Annotated in this window: 12 protein-coding genes; 5 read left to right on the top strand and 7 right to left on the bottom strand. The window is 75.7% G+C overall.

Annotation, left to right across the window (positions count from 1 at the left end; translation table 11 throughout):
* The first annotated feature begins 86 nt into the window (after nucleotides 1–86).
* A complete protein-coding gene (locus tag ACL02U_RS22220) occupies nucleotides 87–1,601 on the top strand; it encodes an ABC transporter permease (protein WP_412792686.1) in 1,515 nt (504 codons plus the stop codon).
* A gap of 194 nt (nucleotides 1,602–1,795) precedes the next feature.
* Nucleotides 1,796–2,044 (top strand): hypothetical protein, encoded by a 249-nt coding sequence (locus ACL02U_RS22215; protein ID WP_412792644.1) that lies wholly within the window; start codon nucleotides 1,796–1,798, stop codon nucleotides 2,042–2,044.
* Nucleotides 2,045–2,074: 30 nt separating this feature from the next.
* On the opposite strand, the gene ACL02U_RS22210 is transcribed toward ACL02U_RS22215, so the two are convergent.
* From ACL02U_RS22210 to ACL02U_RS22180, 7 genes are all read right to left on the bottom strand, one after another.
* Entirely contained in the window at nucleotides 2,075–3,292 is a 1,218-nt protein-coding gene (locus ACL02U_RS22210) for a cytochrome P450 (RefSeq protein ID WP_412792643.1), read from the bottom strand.
* 156 nt (nucleotides 3,293–3,448) lie between these two features.
* Entirely contained in the window at nucleotides 3,449–4,339 is an 891-nt protein-coding gene (locus ACL02U_RS22205) for an alpha/beta hydrolase family protein (protein ID WP_412792642.1), read from the bottom strand.
* Between the two features lie 574 nt (nucleotides 4,340–4,913).
* On the bottom strand, nucleotides 4,914–6,149 hold the full coding sequence (gene kynU / locus ACL02U_RS22200; protein WP_412792641.1) for a kynureninase: 1,236 nt from the start codon (nucleotides 6,147–6,149) through the stop codon (nucleotides 4,914–4,916).
* Nucleotides 6,142–6,972, bottom strand: a complete 831-nt coding sequence (locus ACL02U_RS22195; RefSeq protein WP_412792640.1) for a tryptophan 2,3-dioxygenase family protein — start codon at nucleotides 6,970–6,972, stop codon at nucleotides 6,142–6,144. Before ACL02U_RS22195 ends, kynU begins: the two co-directional genes overlap by 8 nt.
* Nucleotides 6,973–7,390: 418 nt before the next feature.
* On the bottom strand, nucleotides 7,391–8,263 hold the full coding sequence (locus ACL02U_RS22190) for a DMT family transporter (RefSeq protein ID WP_412792639.1): 873 nt from the start codon (nucleotides 8,261–8,263) through the stop codon (nucleotides 7,391–7,393).
* A gap of 79 nt (nucleotides 8,264–8,342) precedes the next feature.
* The gene (locus tag ACL02U_RS22185; protein WP_412792638.1) at nucleotides 8,343–11,081 is read right to left on the bottom strand and encodes an HAD-IC family P-type ATPase; all 2,739 of its coding nucleotides are present in this window, start codon (nucleotides 11,079–11,081) and stop codon (nucleotides 8,343–8,345) included.
* On the bottom strand, nucleotides 11,068–12,042 hold the full coding sequence (locus ACL02U_RS22180; protein WP_412792637.1) for a universal stress protein: 975 nt from the start codon (nucleotides 12,040–12,042) through the stop codon (nucleotides 11,068–11,070). Before ACL02U_RS22180 ends, ACL02U_RS22185 begins: the two co-directional genes overlap by 14 nt.
* A 433-nt stretch (nucleotides 12,043–12,475) precedes the next feature.
* On the opposite strand from ACL02U_RS22180, the gene ACL02U_RS22175 reads away from it, so the two are divergent.
* The 3 genes from ACL02U_RS22175 (at nucleotide 12,476) to ACL02U_RS22165 (ending at nucleotide 14,668) form a co-directional block, all read left to right on the top strand.
* Nucleotides 12,476–12,955, top strand: a complete 480-nt coding sequence (locus ACL02U_RS22175; RefSeq protein ID WP_412792636.1) for a cation:proton antiporter regulatory subunit — start codon at nucleotides 12,476–12,478, stop codon at nucleotides 12,953–12,955.
* Between the two features lie 4 nt (nucleotides 12,956–12,959).
* Nucleotides 12,960–14,180 (top strand): cation:proton antiporter, encoded by a 1,221-nt coding sequence (locus ACL02U_RS22170; RefSeq protein WP_412792635.1) that lies wholly within the window; start codon nucleotides 12,960–12,962, stop codon nucleotides 14,178–14,180.
* A gap of 68 nt (nucleotides 14,181–14,248) precedes the next feature.
* Nucleotides 14,249–14,668 (top strand): DUF3151 domain-containing protein, encoded by a 420-nt coding sequence (locus ACL02U_RS22165; RefSeq protein ID WP_412792634.1) that lies wholly within the window; start codon nucleotides 14,249–14,251, stop codon nucleotides 14,666–14,668.
* The last annotated feature ends 2 nt before the right edge of the window (nucleotides 14,669–14,670 follow it).

Here is a 14,670-nt window from a genome sequence, read left to right as displayed (position 1 = left end):
CCGTCCTCCCGGCCCGCGCCGCCGGCAGCCCCCGGCTCGCCGGAACCGGCGCCCTGCTCCGCTTCGCCCTGCGCCGCGACCGGCTGATGCTGCCGATGTGGATCGCGGTCACGGCACTCATGGTCGGATCGATGCCGCACGCCCTCGCCGGCATCTACTCCACCGACGCCCAGCGCGCCGCCCTGGCGGGGCAGATGTCCGCCGACTCCTCACTGCGCGCCATGATCGGCCCGGTCTTCGGCGACTCCCTCGGCGCGCTCACCGCCTGGCGGGTGGGCGTGTACGCCGGTGTGCTCGCGGCGGTGATGAGCATGCTCGTCGTCGTGCGGCACACCCGGGACGAGGAGGAGAGCGGCCGCCAGGAACTGGTGGCGTCCGGTGTGGTGGGCCGCCGGGCGCCGCTGACCGCGGCACTGCTCGCCGCGGCGGTCTCCGACGCCGTCCTGGCGCTGCTGGTGGTCGCGGGCCTGTCCGGGCAGGGGTACTCCGGCGCGCTCGCCCTCGGCCTCGCCGTCGCGGGCACCGGCATGGTCTTCGCCGCCGTGGCGGCGATCGCCGCGCAGTTCACCGAGAGCGCACGGCTGGCCCGCGGTATGACGGCGGCGGCGCTCGGAGCGGCCTTCGTGCTGCGCGCGGCGGGCGACTCGGCCACGGACGGCGGCTCGTCCGCGGCGACCTGGCTGTCCCCGCTGGGCTGGCTGGAGAACGTACGGGCGTACGCCGGGAACCGCTGGTGGGTGCTGCTGCTGCCGGCCGCGGCGGTCGCCGCGCAGACGGCGGTGGCGTACGCGCTCGCCGGCCGCCGGGACCTCGGTTCGAGCTTCCTGCCCACCCGCCCCGGCCCGTCGGCCGGCCGCCTCGGCACCGCGGCCGCGCTGGCCTGGCGGCTCCAGCGCGGCACCCTGCTCGGCTGGAGCGCCGGCTTCCTCCTCGCCGGGGCCGTCTACGGAGCGATGACACAGGGCGCGGTCGACCTGGTCGGCGACAACGAGCAGGCCCGTGAGGTCTTCCGGCGGATGGGCGGGCAGGCCGGGCTCACGGACGCCTTCCTCGCCGCGGTGATCGGCCTGCTGGGGCTGGTCGCTTCGCTGTATGCGGTCGCCTCGGTGCTGCGGCTGCACGGCGAGGAGACCGGGGGGCGGGCCGAACCGGTCCTGGCGGCGCCCGTCGGCCGCCTCGGCTGGGCCGCCGGCCACCTGCTGACCGCTTTCGCGGGCAGTATCTGGATCATGCTGCTCGCGGGGCTGGGCTTCACCGCCGGCTACGGCGGGGACGCCGGCCCGATCCTCGGGGCGTGCCTGGTCCAGATCCCGGCGGTGTGGACGGTCGGCGGTGCGGCGGTGCTGCTGTACGGCCTGTCGCCCCGGCTGGCGCCCGCGGCCTGGGCCGCGGCCGGCGCGGTCCTGCTGATCGGCTGGATCGGCCCGGCCCTGGACGCGCCGCAGTTCGTCCTGGACCTCTCCCCGTTCGGCCATCTGCCCAGGCTGCCCGGGGGGCCGATGCGCTGGCAGCCGGTGCTGGTGCTGCTGGCCATGTCGGCGGCGGCCACGGCGGGCGGACTCGCGGCACTGCGACGGCGCGACCTGACGTCGTCGTCCTGACCGCCCGGTCCGACCGCCCGGTCCGACCGGGCGGTCCGACCGGGCGGTCCGACCTGCACGAACGCAGGACCCCGACACCGCCCGACGGGCACAGGGACCCCGACACCGCCCGACGGGCACGGGGCCCGACACCGCCCGGCCGGTGCAGGGGCCCGCCGGGAACCTCGGGGCGGCCCGGGCACGTCCCCTCCCCCATGGGAGAACGTGCACAGGCCGCCACGGGATGCGTGACCGCGGTCGCCGGGGCCGGCGCCGGACTGGCGCTGTGGTCCCTCGACGCCCGCGCACGGCTGTGGCGGTTCGAGGAGATGCCCGACTGGAGCGTCCTGTACGCCGAGCTGCCGCTCGCGGTCCTCGGCGGCACCGCCGCCGCCCTCACCGTCTGGGCGCTGGTCGTGCGGGGCCTGCGCCGGAGGACGGCGGACCCGCACCGCGGCCGCTGAACAGGCGGCGCGTCCGCCTGCCCGGCGGGGTCAGACCACCACGTCGAGTGCGCGGAGCCCCCGGATGACGAAGTTCGGCTTCCGCTCGGGCTCGGCGGCCGGGGCGAGTGCGGGCGCCCGTCGCAGCAGCGCCCGCAGGGAGGCGGCCAGCTCGATACGGGCGAGGGGCGCGCCGATGCAGTAGTGGAGACCGGCGCTGAAGGAGATGTGGGGGTTGTCCCGGCGGGCGAGGTCGAGCCGGCCGGGTGCCCGGAAGGCCTTCGGGTCGTGGTTCGCGGACCCGAAGAGCAGCGCGATCTCGGCGCCCCTGGGGAGGACCGTCCCGTCGATCTCCACCTCGTCCAGCACCCAGCGCTCGAAGAGCTGCAGCGGGGTGTCGTAGCGCAGCAGTTCCTCCACCGCGGACGGCACCAGCGTGTGGTCGGCGCGCAGTGCGGCGAGCTGCTCCGGGTTGCGGAACAGTGCCCACCAGCCGTTGACCGTGGCGTTCACGGTGGCCTCGTGGCCGGCGTTGAGCAGCAGCGCGGCGGTGGAGACCATCTCCTGTTCGGTCAGCCGGTCGTCCCGGTCGTGCGCCGCGATGAGCCCGGAGATCAGGTCGTCGCCGGGGTCCGCCCGCCGGGCGGCGATGAGCGCGCGCAGGTACCCGGAGAACTCCTCGGAGGCTCGCACCGCGCGTGCGGCGGTCTCCGGCGGCGGGTCCAGCTCGTACATCCCGCAGATCGCCGCCGACCAGGGCCGCAGGCGGGGCCGGTCGGGCTCCGGGATGCCGAGCATCTCGGCGATGACGGCGACCGGCAGCGGTTCGGCGACCTCCGCGAGCAGGTCGCCGCCGCCGGACGCCACCAGCCGGTCCACCAGCTCGCCGGCCAGCCGCTCTATGTAGGGTGCCAGCCGCTCCACCGTCCGCGGGGTGAACGCCTTCGACACCAGCCGGCGGATCCGGGGGTGGTCCGGGGGTTCCAGGTCGAGCATGCCGTGGTCGTTGAGGGTGTGGAACGGCTCCTGCTCGGGCGGGGGCGGCGTCCGCCCGAATTCCTCGTGGCTGAACCGGTGCAGGTACGTGCGCCCCAGCCGGCGGTCCCGCAGCAGGGCGGCCACGTCCGCGTGGTGCGGCACCAGCCACTGGTCGCCGGGCTCGTGGTACAGCACGCGCCCGCGCTCCCGCAGCTCGGCGTAGGCGGGGTAGGGATCCGCGACGAACGCCGGATCCCAGGGGCGGAAGGGAAGCTCGGAGGGGGCTGCCATGCCGGGACGCTAGCCGCTCAGCCCCCGGGTCGGCCAGGGTTCACCGGCCACCGCCGCGCGGGCCGCCGCCGTCTCGGCCGCCGTCCGGGCCGCACCGCTGGGGCCCGGACCGGGCCGCGCGGGCCGGACGGACCGCGCAGGCCGTCCGCGGCCGCCTCACCACGCCAACTGGGCGATCTCCTCCGCCACCACCGCGCAGGCGTCCGCCGCCGGGTCGATCAGCGGGAAGTGGCCGACGTCCTCCAGCAGGGTCAGCCCCACCACCTCGCCGGCCTTCGCCGCCTCCTCCGCGTAGGACTCGGCGACCGCCTGCGGGACGACCAGGTCGGTGCGGCCCTGCACCAGTGCCGTGGCGATGCCGGTGGGCAGCAGCAGCGCGGGGTCGGCGTACGGCTGCCGCTCGGCGAACGCGTCGTCCCCGCCGAGGAGTTGCCGGGCCGCGCCGCCGCACACGTCGAGCTTCTGGGCGACCGCGAAGTCGGCGATCGGGGCGAGGGCCACGACCCCGCGCAGCGGGGCGGAGTGCGCGGTGCGCCAGGGGGCGTCCGCGGGCAGGACGTGGCGGGCCGCCGCCCACAGGGCGAGGTGGCCGCCCGCCGAGTGGCCGGTGAGCACCGTGCGGCGCGGGTCGGCCTGCGGGAGCGCCTCGCGGACCAGCGCGGGGAGGGCGTCGAGGGCGGCCGCCACGTCGTCGAAGGTGTCCGGCCAGCGGCCCGCGACCGGCTCGCCGCCCGCGTCCCCCGCGTCCTCGCCGGGGCCGCGCCGGTACTCCACGTTTGCCACCGCGAAGCCCCTGCGGGCCAGGAAGTCCGCGAAGGGGCTGACGTGCCGCCGGTCGTACGGCGCCCGCCACGCGCCGCCGTGCAGCACGGCCACCAGGGGGGCGAGTCCGGCCGGGACGGCGTCGCCGCCGCGCGGTGCGTAGAAGTCGATCACCTGGTCGGGGTGGTCACCGTAGGCGGCTGCGGCGTCGGGCTCGACCGGCGAGTGCGCGAAGGCGGACTCCTCCTCGGCGGCGGCCCGGGATACGGCGACGTCGTCCGGCATGCTCCAACCTCTCAACGACGAAACGGACTTGGTGAACCGGTGTGGCGGACCAGGGGTGAATCAGGCCGTTGGCCGGGACGTTATCAGGCCGGTGACGTGCGCGGATACGGGGATGTCACGCAGGGTGAGGGGTAAACGGTTCTGCGATCCGGTCCCGCCGACCGCATGTCCCCCGGGGCCCGACATGTCCACCACGGCCGCGACCCTGCGCCACGAACCGCCCACCGAACGTGCGCGGACGGCGGTACGCGCCCACGCCGATACCGGGGGATGCGGACGGCCGACCGCGCCTCCCCCGGCGGTCGGCGGCCCGGACCGCCGACCGCACCCGGCCGAGCACACGTCCGACCACCCTCGCCCGGAAGAGGGGCGGGCACCCCGGCACCCCGGCACCCCGGCACCCCGACAGCCGCGTACCCCGGCGGCCGCGTACCCCGGCGGCCGCGTACCGGACCGGCCGCGCCCGCCGGGCCCGGATCCCGGCCACCGCGCGGGCACCGGGTTGACGCGGTCGCGCCGGGTCCCGGGGCCGGGCAGGTGCCGGGCCCCGGGCCCGCCGCGACCGCGACCGCGGCTACTGCGCGGGGAACTCCGCCAGAACCTCGCCCAGCACCCGCGCCGCCCGTTCCACGTCCGCGAATCCCACGTACAGCGGCGTGAACCCGAAGCGCAGCACGTCCGGGGCGCGGAAGTCACCGACCACGCCCCGCTCGATCAGCCGCTTCATCACGGCCCCGGCGAGGGACTCGCGCCCGGCCCCGGCCCGGCCGGGGCCGGGCGGGCAGCGCAGCGCGACCTGGCTGCCCCGCTCCCGGTGGGCGAGCGGCGTCAGGCACTCCACCCGGTCCTCGGGGACGTGGGCGCGCACGCACTCCAGGAAGAAGTCGGTCAGGGCGAGCGACTTGGCGCGCACCGCCTCGATCGACACCCCCTCCCACACCCCGAGGGCGGCCTCCAGGGCCAGCAGGGACAGGATCTCCGGGGTGCCGACCCGGCCCCGCACGGCGCCGGACGCCGGCTCGTAGCCGGCCCGCATGCCGAACGGCTCCGCGTGCGAGTTCCACCCCGGCAGCGGGGAGTCGAAGGCGTCCTGGAGGCCCCGGCGGACGTACAGGAACGCCGGCGACCCGGGACCTCCGTTGAGGTACTTGTAGGTGCAGCCGACGGCGAGGTCGACCCCGTGCTCGTCCAGCCCCACCGGCAGCGCGCCCGCGCTGTGGCACAGGTCCCAGACGGACACCGCGCCCGCCGAGCGGATCGCCGACGTCAGCGCCGGCAGGTCGTGCAGCCGGCCGGTGCGGTAGTCGACCTGGTTGAGCAGTACGGCGGCCGTGCGGTCGCCCAGCGCGCCCAACACCTCGGCCGGCGCCACCGGCCGCAGCGTGCGGCCCGTCATCCGGGCCGCCGACTGCGCCAGGTAGCCGTCGGTGGGGAAGGTGGTCGCGTCGACCAGGACCTCGTCCCGGTCCTCACCCGCCAGCCGGACCGCCGCCACCAGCGCCTTGAAGACGTTCACGCTGGTGGAGTCGCCGACCACGATCTGCCCGGGGGCCGCACCGACCAGCGGCGCGATCAGGTCGCCGATCCGCTCCGGCGCCGTCCACCAGCCGCTCTCCTCCCAGGAGCGGATGCGCAGCTCGCCCCACTCCCGGCGGACCACGTCCGCCACCCGCTCCGGGACGGCGGCCGGGAGCGCGCCCAGCGAGTTGCCGTCCAGGTAGACGACGTCGTCCAGCACGAACTCGGCCCGCTTCGCGGCCAGCCCGTCCGCCGCGTCCAGTTCCTCCGCGCGCTCCGCCGTGTCAGACATGGGACCTCGCCGTCCACAGCTCCGGGAACACGTTCTTCCGGGCCCGCTTCTCCAGCCAGGCGACCCCGGCCGAGCCGCCGGTGCCCTGCTTGGCGCCCATCGCGCGGCGGGTGGCCACCAGGTGGTCGTTGCGCCAGCGCCACACCAGCTCGGCCACGTCCGTCAGCGCCTCGCCGAGCCGCACGAGCTCGTCGTCCTGGTCACCGGAGTAGACGGCCGCCCAGGCCTCCTCCACCGCATCCGAGGACTCGTGGCGCCGGGTCACGTCGCGGTCGAGGACGGACGCGGGGACGGCGTGACCGCGCCGCGCCAGCAGCCGGACCACCTCGTCGTACAGGCTCGGCTCGTGCAGCGCCTTCTCCAGCTCGGCGTGCACCCGGGGGGCGCCCCGGTGCGGCACGAGCATCGACGCCGACTTCTCGCCGAGCAGGAACTCCATACGCCGGTACATCGCCGACTGGAACCCGGAGCCCTCGCCCAGGGCGGAGCGGTAGGAGTTGAACTGGGCCGGGGTGAGCTGGCCGAGCGGCGTCCAGGAGGCGTTCAGCGCCTCCAGTTCGCGGACCGACCTCTTCAGCGCGGCGATCGCCGTCGGCACGTCGTCGGACCTCAGCGCGCGGGCCGCGGTCTCCCACTCGTGGACGATGACCGTGAACCACAGCTCCATCACCTGGGTCGTGACCAGGAAGACCATCTCCCCGGGGTCGTCGGAGAGGGTGTGCTGGAGGTGGGTGAGGACGTCCGCCTTGACGTAGTCCTCGTACGGCGTGGTGCCGTGGAAATCGAGATGCGGGGTCTCGGGCTCAAGAGCCTCTTGGGACATCGCTGTCTCCTGCTGTGCTCCGGGTAGCGGTCCGCCCCTGCCGATGCCGGCACGGGGGCCCCGGTCCCCATCCGAATCCTCGGCAATCACTCCGGCGACCGCAAGGCCCGCCTGGTCACAGACCGCCCCGGCCGGCACCGGCAGCCGGTGCCGCGCGCGCCCGGCCCGCCGGGTCGGCAAGCGCCCGGCCCGCCCGTCCGGCGATTCCCCGGCCCGCCCGTCCGGCGGCGCCCGACTCACCCGTTCGACGTGCGCCCGGCCCGCCCGTCCGCCGGTGCCGCCCGCGGCCCGCATGGAGCAACCCGCATGGAGCAACCCGCATGGAGCAACCCGTATGGAGCAACCCGTATGGAGCAACCCGCGTGGAGCGGCCCGCGAACGTCCTCGCCGCGCGGGGTGCGTGCCGTGGTGCGGCGCGTCACCCGGTGGTGGGCGCCCCCGGTCCTTCCCGCACCAGCGGCGACCGGTCCAGGATGACGATGCCGGTCACGGCCAGGGCCGCACCGAGGATCTGCAGGGCGAGGAACCCGGACGCGGCCAGCCGCTCGTGGAAGACGGCGGCACCGATCAGGACGGCGCCGATGGGTTCGACGGTGTCGATGAGGGGCAGGCCGACGGCCAGGGATCCGGCCTGGAAGGAGCTCTGCGCCAGCAGCAGCCCCGCCGAGCCGACGAGGAGCAGCGCATACGGCTCCCAGTGCCCCAGCGCCGCCGCACCCCGGTCCCGGAACAGTACGGCCGCGCTCTTCGTCAGCGCGTCCAGCAGGGCGAAGAGGAGCCCGGCGGCCGCCGCGTACACGCCCGCGCGGACCCGGCCGGAGGAGCGGAGACCGGTCGGCACCAGCACGGTGAGGCAGGCGGCGACGACCGCCAGCAGCGGCAGCCACTCCGCCGCGCCGGGCCGGCTCTCCGCTGCGGAGTAGGGCAGCACGGCCAGGAAGGCGGCCACCCCGCCCGCTGTGCACACCGCCCCCGCGACCTCGCGGCGGGTGAGGCGCCGGCGGTGGCGCCGGGCGAGGAGCGGCAGGGCGAACAGGAGGTCCGTCGACGCCAGCGGCAGCACCAGCACCAGCGGGCCGACGGCGAGCGCCACCCCCTGGACGAGGAAGGAGAAGGCCGACAGGGCGATACCGGCCAGCCACAGCGGCCGGTGGGCCAGTACGAGGATCAGCCGCGGGTGCAGGGACTCCTTCTCGGGCACGGTCGCCGCGGCCTCCTGCTGCAGCACGGCCGCCACGGCGAAGCAGCAGGCCGCCAGCAGCGCGGCCGGTACGGCGACGGCGACAGTCACGATCACAGGATGCTCGCCGGACGGTGGGGCCGCACACCAGCGCAGGCCGCGCGCCCGGGGCGGCGGATCGGTGCACCGCTCACATGGGGCGGCGGCGCAGGCGCTTGTCCGCCGCCACCACGAGTGCGGTGAGAGCGGCGACGCCGAGGATGCGCAGCCAGGCCCGGCCGGTGAGGGGGGCGGTGTGGAAGAGGCGGTTCATGGCCGGAAGGTAGGTGAGGGCGAGCTGTCCGGCCGCCTGGGTGAGAAGGCCGCCGATGATCCACCGGTTGGTGAACAGGCCGAGGTGCCACGCCGAGCGGGTCAGGGACCGGCAGCTGAAGAGGTAGAAGGCCTCGACGGTGACGAAGAGGTTCACCGCCGCGGTACGCGCCCCGGGCAGTCCGGCGCCCGTGCCGCGTTCCCAGGTGAACAGCCACCAGGAGCCGGCGACGAGGAGCGCGGAGACGAGCAGGACGCGCAGGGCCAGGGCGCCGGTGAGCAGGGGGCGGGCGGGGTCGCGGGGCGCCCGCTTCATGATGCCGGCCTCCTTGGGTTCGAAGGCGAGCATGAGGCCCAGGGCGACGGCGGTGGTCATGTTGATCCAGAGGATCTGGGTGGGCAGGATCGGCAGGGTGGCGCCCAGCAGGATCGCCACCAGGATGACCAGGCCCTCGCCCATGTTGGTCGGCAGGGTCCACACGATGAACTTGGTGAGGTTGTCGAAGGCGCCCCGGCCCTCCTCGACGGCGGCCTCGATGGTGGCGAAGTCGTCGTCGGTGAGGACCATGTCGGCGGCGTCCTTGGCGACCTCGGTGCCGCCGCGCCCCATGGCGACGCCGATGTCGGCCTGGCGCAGGGCCGGGGCGTCGTTGACACCGTCGCCGGTCATCGCCACCACCTGCCCGCGGTCCTGCAGAGCGCGGACCAGCCCGAGTTTCTGCTCCGGTGAGACCCGGGCGAAGACGTGCGCCCGGTCGACCGCGCCCGGGTACTCCTGGGCGGGCAGGGCCGCCAGGTCGGCTCCGGTGAGCACCCGCCGCCCGTTCCCGCCCGGCCGGTCGAGCAGTCCGATGCGGTCGGCGACGGCGGACGCGGTCGCCGCGTGGTCCCCGGTGATCATTTTGACGGTGATGCCGGCGGTCCGGCAGGCGGCCACGGCGGCGGTGGCGGCTTCGCGCGGAGGGTCCAGCATGGCCTGCAGTCCGGTGAGGACCAGCGTGCCCGGCAGCTCCCGCTCACCGAGGGTGTCCGCTTCGCCGGGCGGTCGCACGGCGGTGGCCAGGACCCGCATGCCGGCGGAGGCCAGCTGCTCGGCGGCGGCGAGGACCGCGGCGGGGTCCAGCGGCCGGACGCCGCCGTCGGCGGCCATCTGGCGCCGGCACATCCCGGTGATCCGTTCGACGGATCCCTTGGCCAGCACGACCGGGCCGCCGGTGGTGCGGTGGAGGGTGGCCATGTACTGCCGCTCGGAGCTGAAGGGGATGGTGTCGATCCGGGGGAAGCGCTCGTTCACCTCCGCGGCGGGCAGGCCGCCCTTGGCCGCGGCGGCGAGCATCGCTCCTTCCGTGGGGTCGCCCAGCAGGTCCCACCGGCCGTCCCTGCGGGTGAGAACGGCGTCGTTGCAGCCGGCGCCCGCCAGCAGGCTCCACCACAGGGCGCGGTCCGCTTCGGCGGGGGCGGCGGAGCCGTCCGGGCCCCGTACGTCGCCGTCGGGCGCGTACCCCGAACCGGTGATGTCGAAGGCGGCGTCGGGTGTCCGGACCGTGCGCACGGTCATCTGGTTCTCGGTGAGCGTCCCGGTCTTGTCGGAGCAGATGACCGTGGTGCTGCCGAGTGTCTCCACGGCGGGAAGCCTGCGGATCACCGCGCGGCGCCGGGCCATCCGGGCGACCCCGATGGCCAGGGTGATGGTGACCGCGGCGGGAAGCCCCTCCGGGATCGCGCCCACCGCCAGGGCGACGGCCGCGGTGAAGGTCGGCACCGCCTCCTGCCCGCGCACCAGGCCGATCGCGAAGGTCATCGCCGCCAGAGCGAGGATCACCGCGGTGAGGATCCTGCTGAAGGCGGCGAGCTTGGCGGTCAGCGGGGTCGCCAGCGTCTCCGCGGCCCCCACCAGCCGGTGGATGGCACCCAGTTCGGTCTCCGGGCCGGTCGCGACCGCGACCCCGGCCCCCCGCCCGGCGGTCACCAGGGTCCCGGAGTGCAGCATGTTCCTCCGGTCGGCGACCGGGGTCCGCGGGTGCAGCACCACCTCGTCCTTGGCCACCGGGGCGGACTCACCGGTCAGCGCCGACTCGTCCACGCGCAGGTCGTCGGCCCGGACCAGGCGGACGTCGGCGGGCACCCTGTCCCCCGCCTCCACCAGCACCAGATCCCCCGGGACCAGGGCGGAGGAGGGCACCTGCCGCTGCCGGCCCCGGCGCACCACGGTCGCCGTCGTGCGCACCATCGCCCGCAGCCCCTCGAGCGCGGTCTCGGCCCTCGACTCCTGCACGAACCCGACGAGCGCGTTCACCAGCACCACACCGAAGATCACCGCCGAGTCGACGTACTCGCCCAGCACAGCGGTGATGACGCCGGCGGCCAGCAGGACGTGCACCAGCGGGTGGTGGAACTGGGCCACAGCCCTGCGCAGCAGGCCGGCGCCGGCCGCCGGGGGAAGCTCGTTGGGCCCGTACCGCTCCAGCCGCAGCGCCGCCTCCTCGCCGCTCAGTCCGCCGTCCGCGTCGGTCTCCAGCAGCAGCACGACCTCACGGGCCGCCAGGGCGTGGTGCGCTTCCGCCGCGGGACCGGGAGTCCGCCGGGGCGCGGCGCCCGCCGGATCATGAGCGGGCACGGGAGCCCCGGACGACGACGACCGGGCAGTGGGCGTGGTGCAGTACGGCCTGGCTGACCGAGCCCAGGAACAGCCCGGTGAACCCGCCTCGGCCCCGGGCGCCGACGACGACCAGTCCGGCGCCCGCGCTCGCCTCGATCAGCGCCTCGCGGACCCCGCCCCGGACCGGCGCCTGTTCGACCGGGACGTCCGGGTGGCGCGCGCGGCAGTCGACGGTGGCTTCGGCGAGCAGGCGCCGCTCGCCCTCGGCGAGCTCGCCGGGACCGGCGGCGTAGGGCGCCGACGGATCCGGTGGCGGCGACGGCGGCACACTCCACGGCGTCCACGCGTGCAGGGCGACGATTCCGGTACCGCGCAGGGCGGCCTCGGTGAAGGCGAACTCGACGGCGGCCGCTCCGGCCGGTGAGCCGTCGACGCCGAGGAGGACCGGGCCGGTGCTGCCACCGGTGCCGGTGGTGGTGCTGGTGCCGGTGCCGGTGGGGGTGCCGGTGGGGGTGCTGGCGCTGGCGGTGGTGCTGGCGGTGCTCTCGAGCCGGCCGCGCACCACCATGACCGGGCAGGCCGCGTGCGCGGCCAGCTGGACCGCCGTCGCCCCCAGCAGCAGCTCCGCGAAGCCTCCGAGCCCGCGGCTGCCGACGACCACCAGTTCCGCCGTCCGCGACCGGTCCTGCAGCACCGTCGGCGGCCCGCCCGCCACCACCGCGCCGCTCACCTCGACGTCGGGCGCCACCGCCCGGGCGTGTTCGACCGCTTCGGCCACCAGGCGGCGCGCCGTCTCACGGAGCATCTCCTCCGGGGAGCCCGGCTGCCAGGGCCCGAGCGGCACGTGCACGGCCGGCCAGAAGAACGCGTGCACCACCTCGAGTCCGCAGCCGCGGAGCCGCGCCTCGTGCACCGCGACCGCCACGGCCTGCGCACTGCCGGCCGAGCCGTCGACGCCCACCACGACCGGCCGGCTCACCGCGCGCCCTCCGTCCGCCCGGGTACCGCCCCCGACGCGCGGCCGCCGCCGCTCCGGCCCGGGCGCACGGGCACGGGCACGGGCACGGCGGAAGGGCCGTGCAGAGGGGATACGCGCAGAGGGGATACGCGCAGAAGGGGCAAAGGGGATACGTGCAGAGGGGGCACGTGCAGGTGTCCGGCACTCGTCATCGGCAAGACCTCCTCACCCCACTCTGTCCCAAGAACCGGCCCCCGTCCCGTCGTCGGCACCCGCCCTGTCCCCGGGGCCCTGGCCGGGGCCCCGGGAGCCGGACGAGCTGCCGGGCGCGGGCCGAGCGGCCCGGGGTGGGCCGGGGATTCCTCCGATGGGGTGTCACCGGTTCTCCCGGCGATCAGCGGCGCCGCGCGTGGCCGGGCGGTCGCGGGCCGGGCACGGCCTGCATCATGGGGGGATGGACGTCAACGAGGTGCTGCTGCCGGGGGTCGGGCTGCGCTACGAGTTCGACAGCCGCGCGGGCGAACGGATCGGCGTGGTCGCCCTGCGCTCCGGCGGATTCGACCTGATGGTCTACGAAAGCACGGACCCCGACGAGGCGCGGACGGTTCTGCAGCTCACCGGGGAGGAGGCCGACACCCTCGCCGAGATCATGGGCGCCCCGCGTATCGCGGAACGGTTCGCCGATCTCACCAGGGAGGTGCCCGGGCTGAACGCCGGCCAGGTGGAGGTCCGGGCGGAGGGGCCGTTCGCCGACCGCCCGCTGGGAGAGACCAGGGCCCGGACCCGCACCGGCGCCTCGATCGTGGCGGTCGTCCGCGACACGGAGGTCATCCCCTCCCCGGGCCCCACGGAGGTACTGCGCGCGGGGGACGTGCTGGTGGTGATCGGCACCCACGACGGGATCAGCGCGGTGGAACAGCTCATCCGGGGCTGACCAGGTGCGAATCTCGGTCTCCCTCCTGCTGGAACTGGGGGTCATCCTCACCGCGCTGAGCGTGCTCGGAGCACTGGCCCGGCGCTACTCGCTGTCCCCCGTCCCGCTCTACCTCCTGGCGGGGCTGGCCCTGGGCGAGGGTGGTGTCCTGCCGGTCCCCGCCGCCGGCGCCTTCGTGGACACCGGCGCGGGTATCGGCGTGGTCCTCCTGCTGCTGACCCTCGGCCTGGAGTTCTCGGTGCCGGAGTTCGCCGTCAGCATGCGCCGCCACCTGCCGTCCGCCGCGGTCGATCTGGTGCTCAACGCGCTTCCGGGAGCGGTGGCGGGCTGGCTGCTCGGCTGGGACGCGGTCGCGGTCCTCGCCCTCGCCGGGGCCACGTACATCTCCTCGTCGGGCATCATCGCCCGGCTGCTGGCCGACCTGCGGCGCCTGGGCAACCGGGAGACCCCGGCGGTGCTGTCGGTGCTGGTGCTGGAGGACTTCGCGATGGCCGCCTACCTTCCGCTGCTCGCCGTCGTCGCCACCGGCGGCACCTGGCGGGAGGCGCTGCTGGGAGTGCTGCTGGCCCTCGGCGCGGTGCTGGCCGCGTTCACCGTGTCGTACTGGTGGGGTCATCACCTGGGACGGCTGCTATCGCACCCGGAGTCGGAGCAACTGCTGCTGCGGGTGCTCGGGGTCACGCTGATCGTCGCGGCCCTCGCCGAGGCCGTCCACGTGTCCGCGGCCGTGGGGGCGTTCCTGATCGGGCTGTCCCTCAGCGGTGAGACGGCCCGACGGGCACGCGACGTGCTGAGCCCGCTGCGGGACCTGTTCGCCGCGGTGTTCTTCCTCGCCATCGGGCTCTCCATCAGCCCGAGCGCCCTGCTCCCGGTGCTTCCCGCCGCTCTGGTCCTGGCCCTGGTCACGGCGGTGACCAAACTGGCCTCCGGCTGGTACGCGGCGCGCCGCGAGGGCGTCCGGCGCGCGGGCCGGATCCGCGCCGGAACGGTCCTCGTCGCCCGCGGCGAGTTCTCGATCATCATCATCGGCCTGGCCGGGGTGGGCCAGGACCGGCTCGGCGCACTGGTGGCGGCCTACGTGGTCGTGCTCGCCGTGGCCGCACCCGTACTCACCCGTTTCGCGGGCGCACGCCCCGCCGGTCCGCCGCGCGCGGGGTCCGGGGCGGCGGGACGGCACGGCGGCGGGTCCTCCGCACGGCCCTCACCGCCCGGCGCCCCGCCCTGATCGTGCGTGCCGTCGCCGGGCCTGCGGGCGCACCTCGCCCGGGGCGACGGGGGTGGCAGACTGGCGGCATGACGACCCACAAGAACCTGCTCGACGGTCCCGAGCCGACGCATCTGCCGGAGAACGACGAGGCCTACCGCCTGCTCGGCGAGGAGTCCCTGCAGCCGGCCGAGGTCGCGGCGAAGTACCCCACGTTCTCCCTGGCCTGGGCCATGCTCGCCGACGACGCCTTCGAGGCCGGGCGAGTGGTCGAGTCGTACGCCTATGCCCGCACCGGCTACCACCGCGGTCTGGACGCGCTGCGGCGGGCCGGCTGGAAGGGGCACGGGCCCGTCCCCTGGAGCCACCGGGCCAACCGCGGTTTCCTGCGCTGCCTCGCCGCCCTCGCCCGCGCTGCCGGGGCGGTCGGCGAGAAGGACGAGCAGGAGCGTTGCTGGCAGTTCCTGCAGGACAGCAGCCCGGAGGCGTACGCGGAGCTGAAGCGCTGACG

Source organism: Streptomyces sp. MS06, from assembly GCF_047200655.1.
In the GTDB taxonomy this organism is placed as follows: domain Bacteria; phylum Actinomycetota; class Actinomycetes; order Streptomycetales; family Streptomycetaceae; genus Streptomyces.
Note: the sequence above shows the minus strand (reverse complement) of the source record. Positions and strands in the feature narration are given on the sequence as shown.

Bases quoted from the DNA above. Each gene is read 5' to 3' on its own strand.
- ACL02U_RS22220 (WP_412792686.1), top strand. From the start codon at position 87: ATGCTGCCGATGTGGATCGCGGTCACGGCACTCATGGTCGGATCGATG.
- ACL02U_RS22210 (WP_412792643.1), bottom strand. From the start codon at position 3,292: ATGGCAGCCCCCTCCGAGCTTCCCTTCCGCCCCTGGGATCCGGCGTTC.
- ACL02U_RS22195 (WP_412792640.1), bottom strand. From the start codon at position 6,972: ATGTCCCAAGAGGCTCTTGAGCCCGAGACCCCGCATCTCGATTTCCAC.
- kynU (WP_412792641.1), bottom strand. From the start codon at position 6,149: ATGTCTGACACGGCGGAGCGCGCGGAGGAACTGGACGCGGCGGACGGG.
- ACL02U_RS22205 (WP_412792642.1), bottom strand. From the start codon at position 4,339: ATGCCGGACGACGTCGCCGTATCCCGGGCCGCCGCCGAGGAGGAGTCC.
- ACL02U_RS22175 (WP_412792636.1), top strand. From the start codon at position 12,476: ATGGACGTCAACGAGGTGCTGCTGCCGGGGGTCGGGCTGCGCTACGAG.
- ACL02U_RS22215 (WP_412792644.1), top strand. From the start codon at position 1,796: ATGGGAGAACGTGCACAGGCCGCCACGGGATGCGTGACCGCGGTCGCC.
- ACL02U_RS22165 (WP_412792634.1), top strand. From the start codon at position 14,249: ATGACGACCCACAAGAACCTGCTCGACGGTCCCGAGCCGACGCATCTG.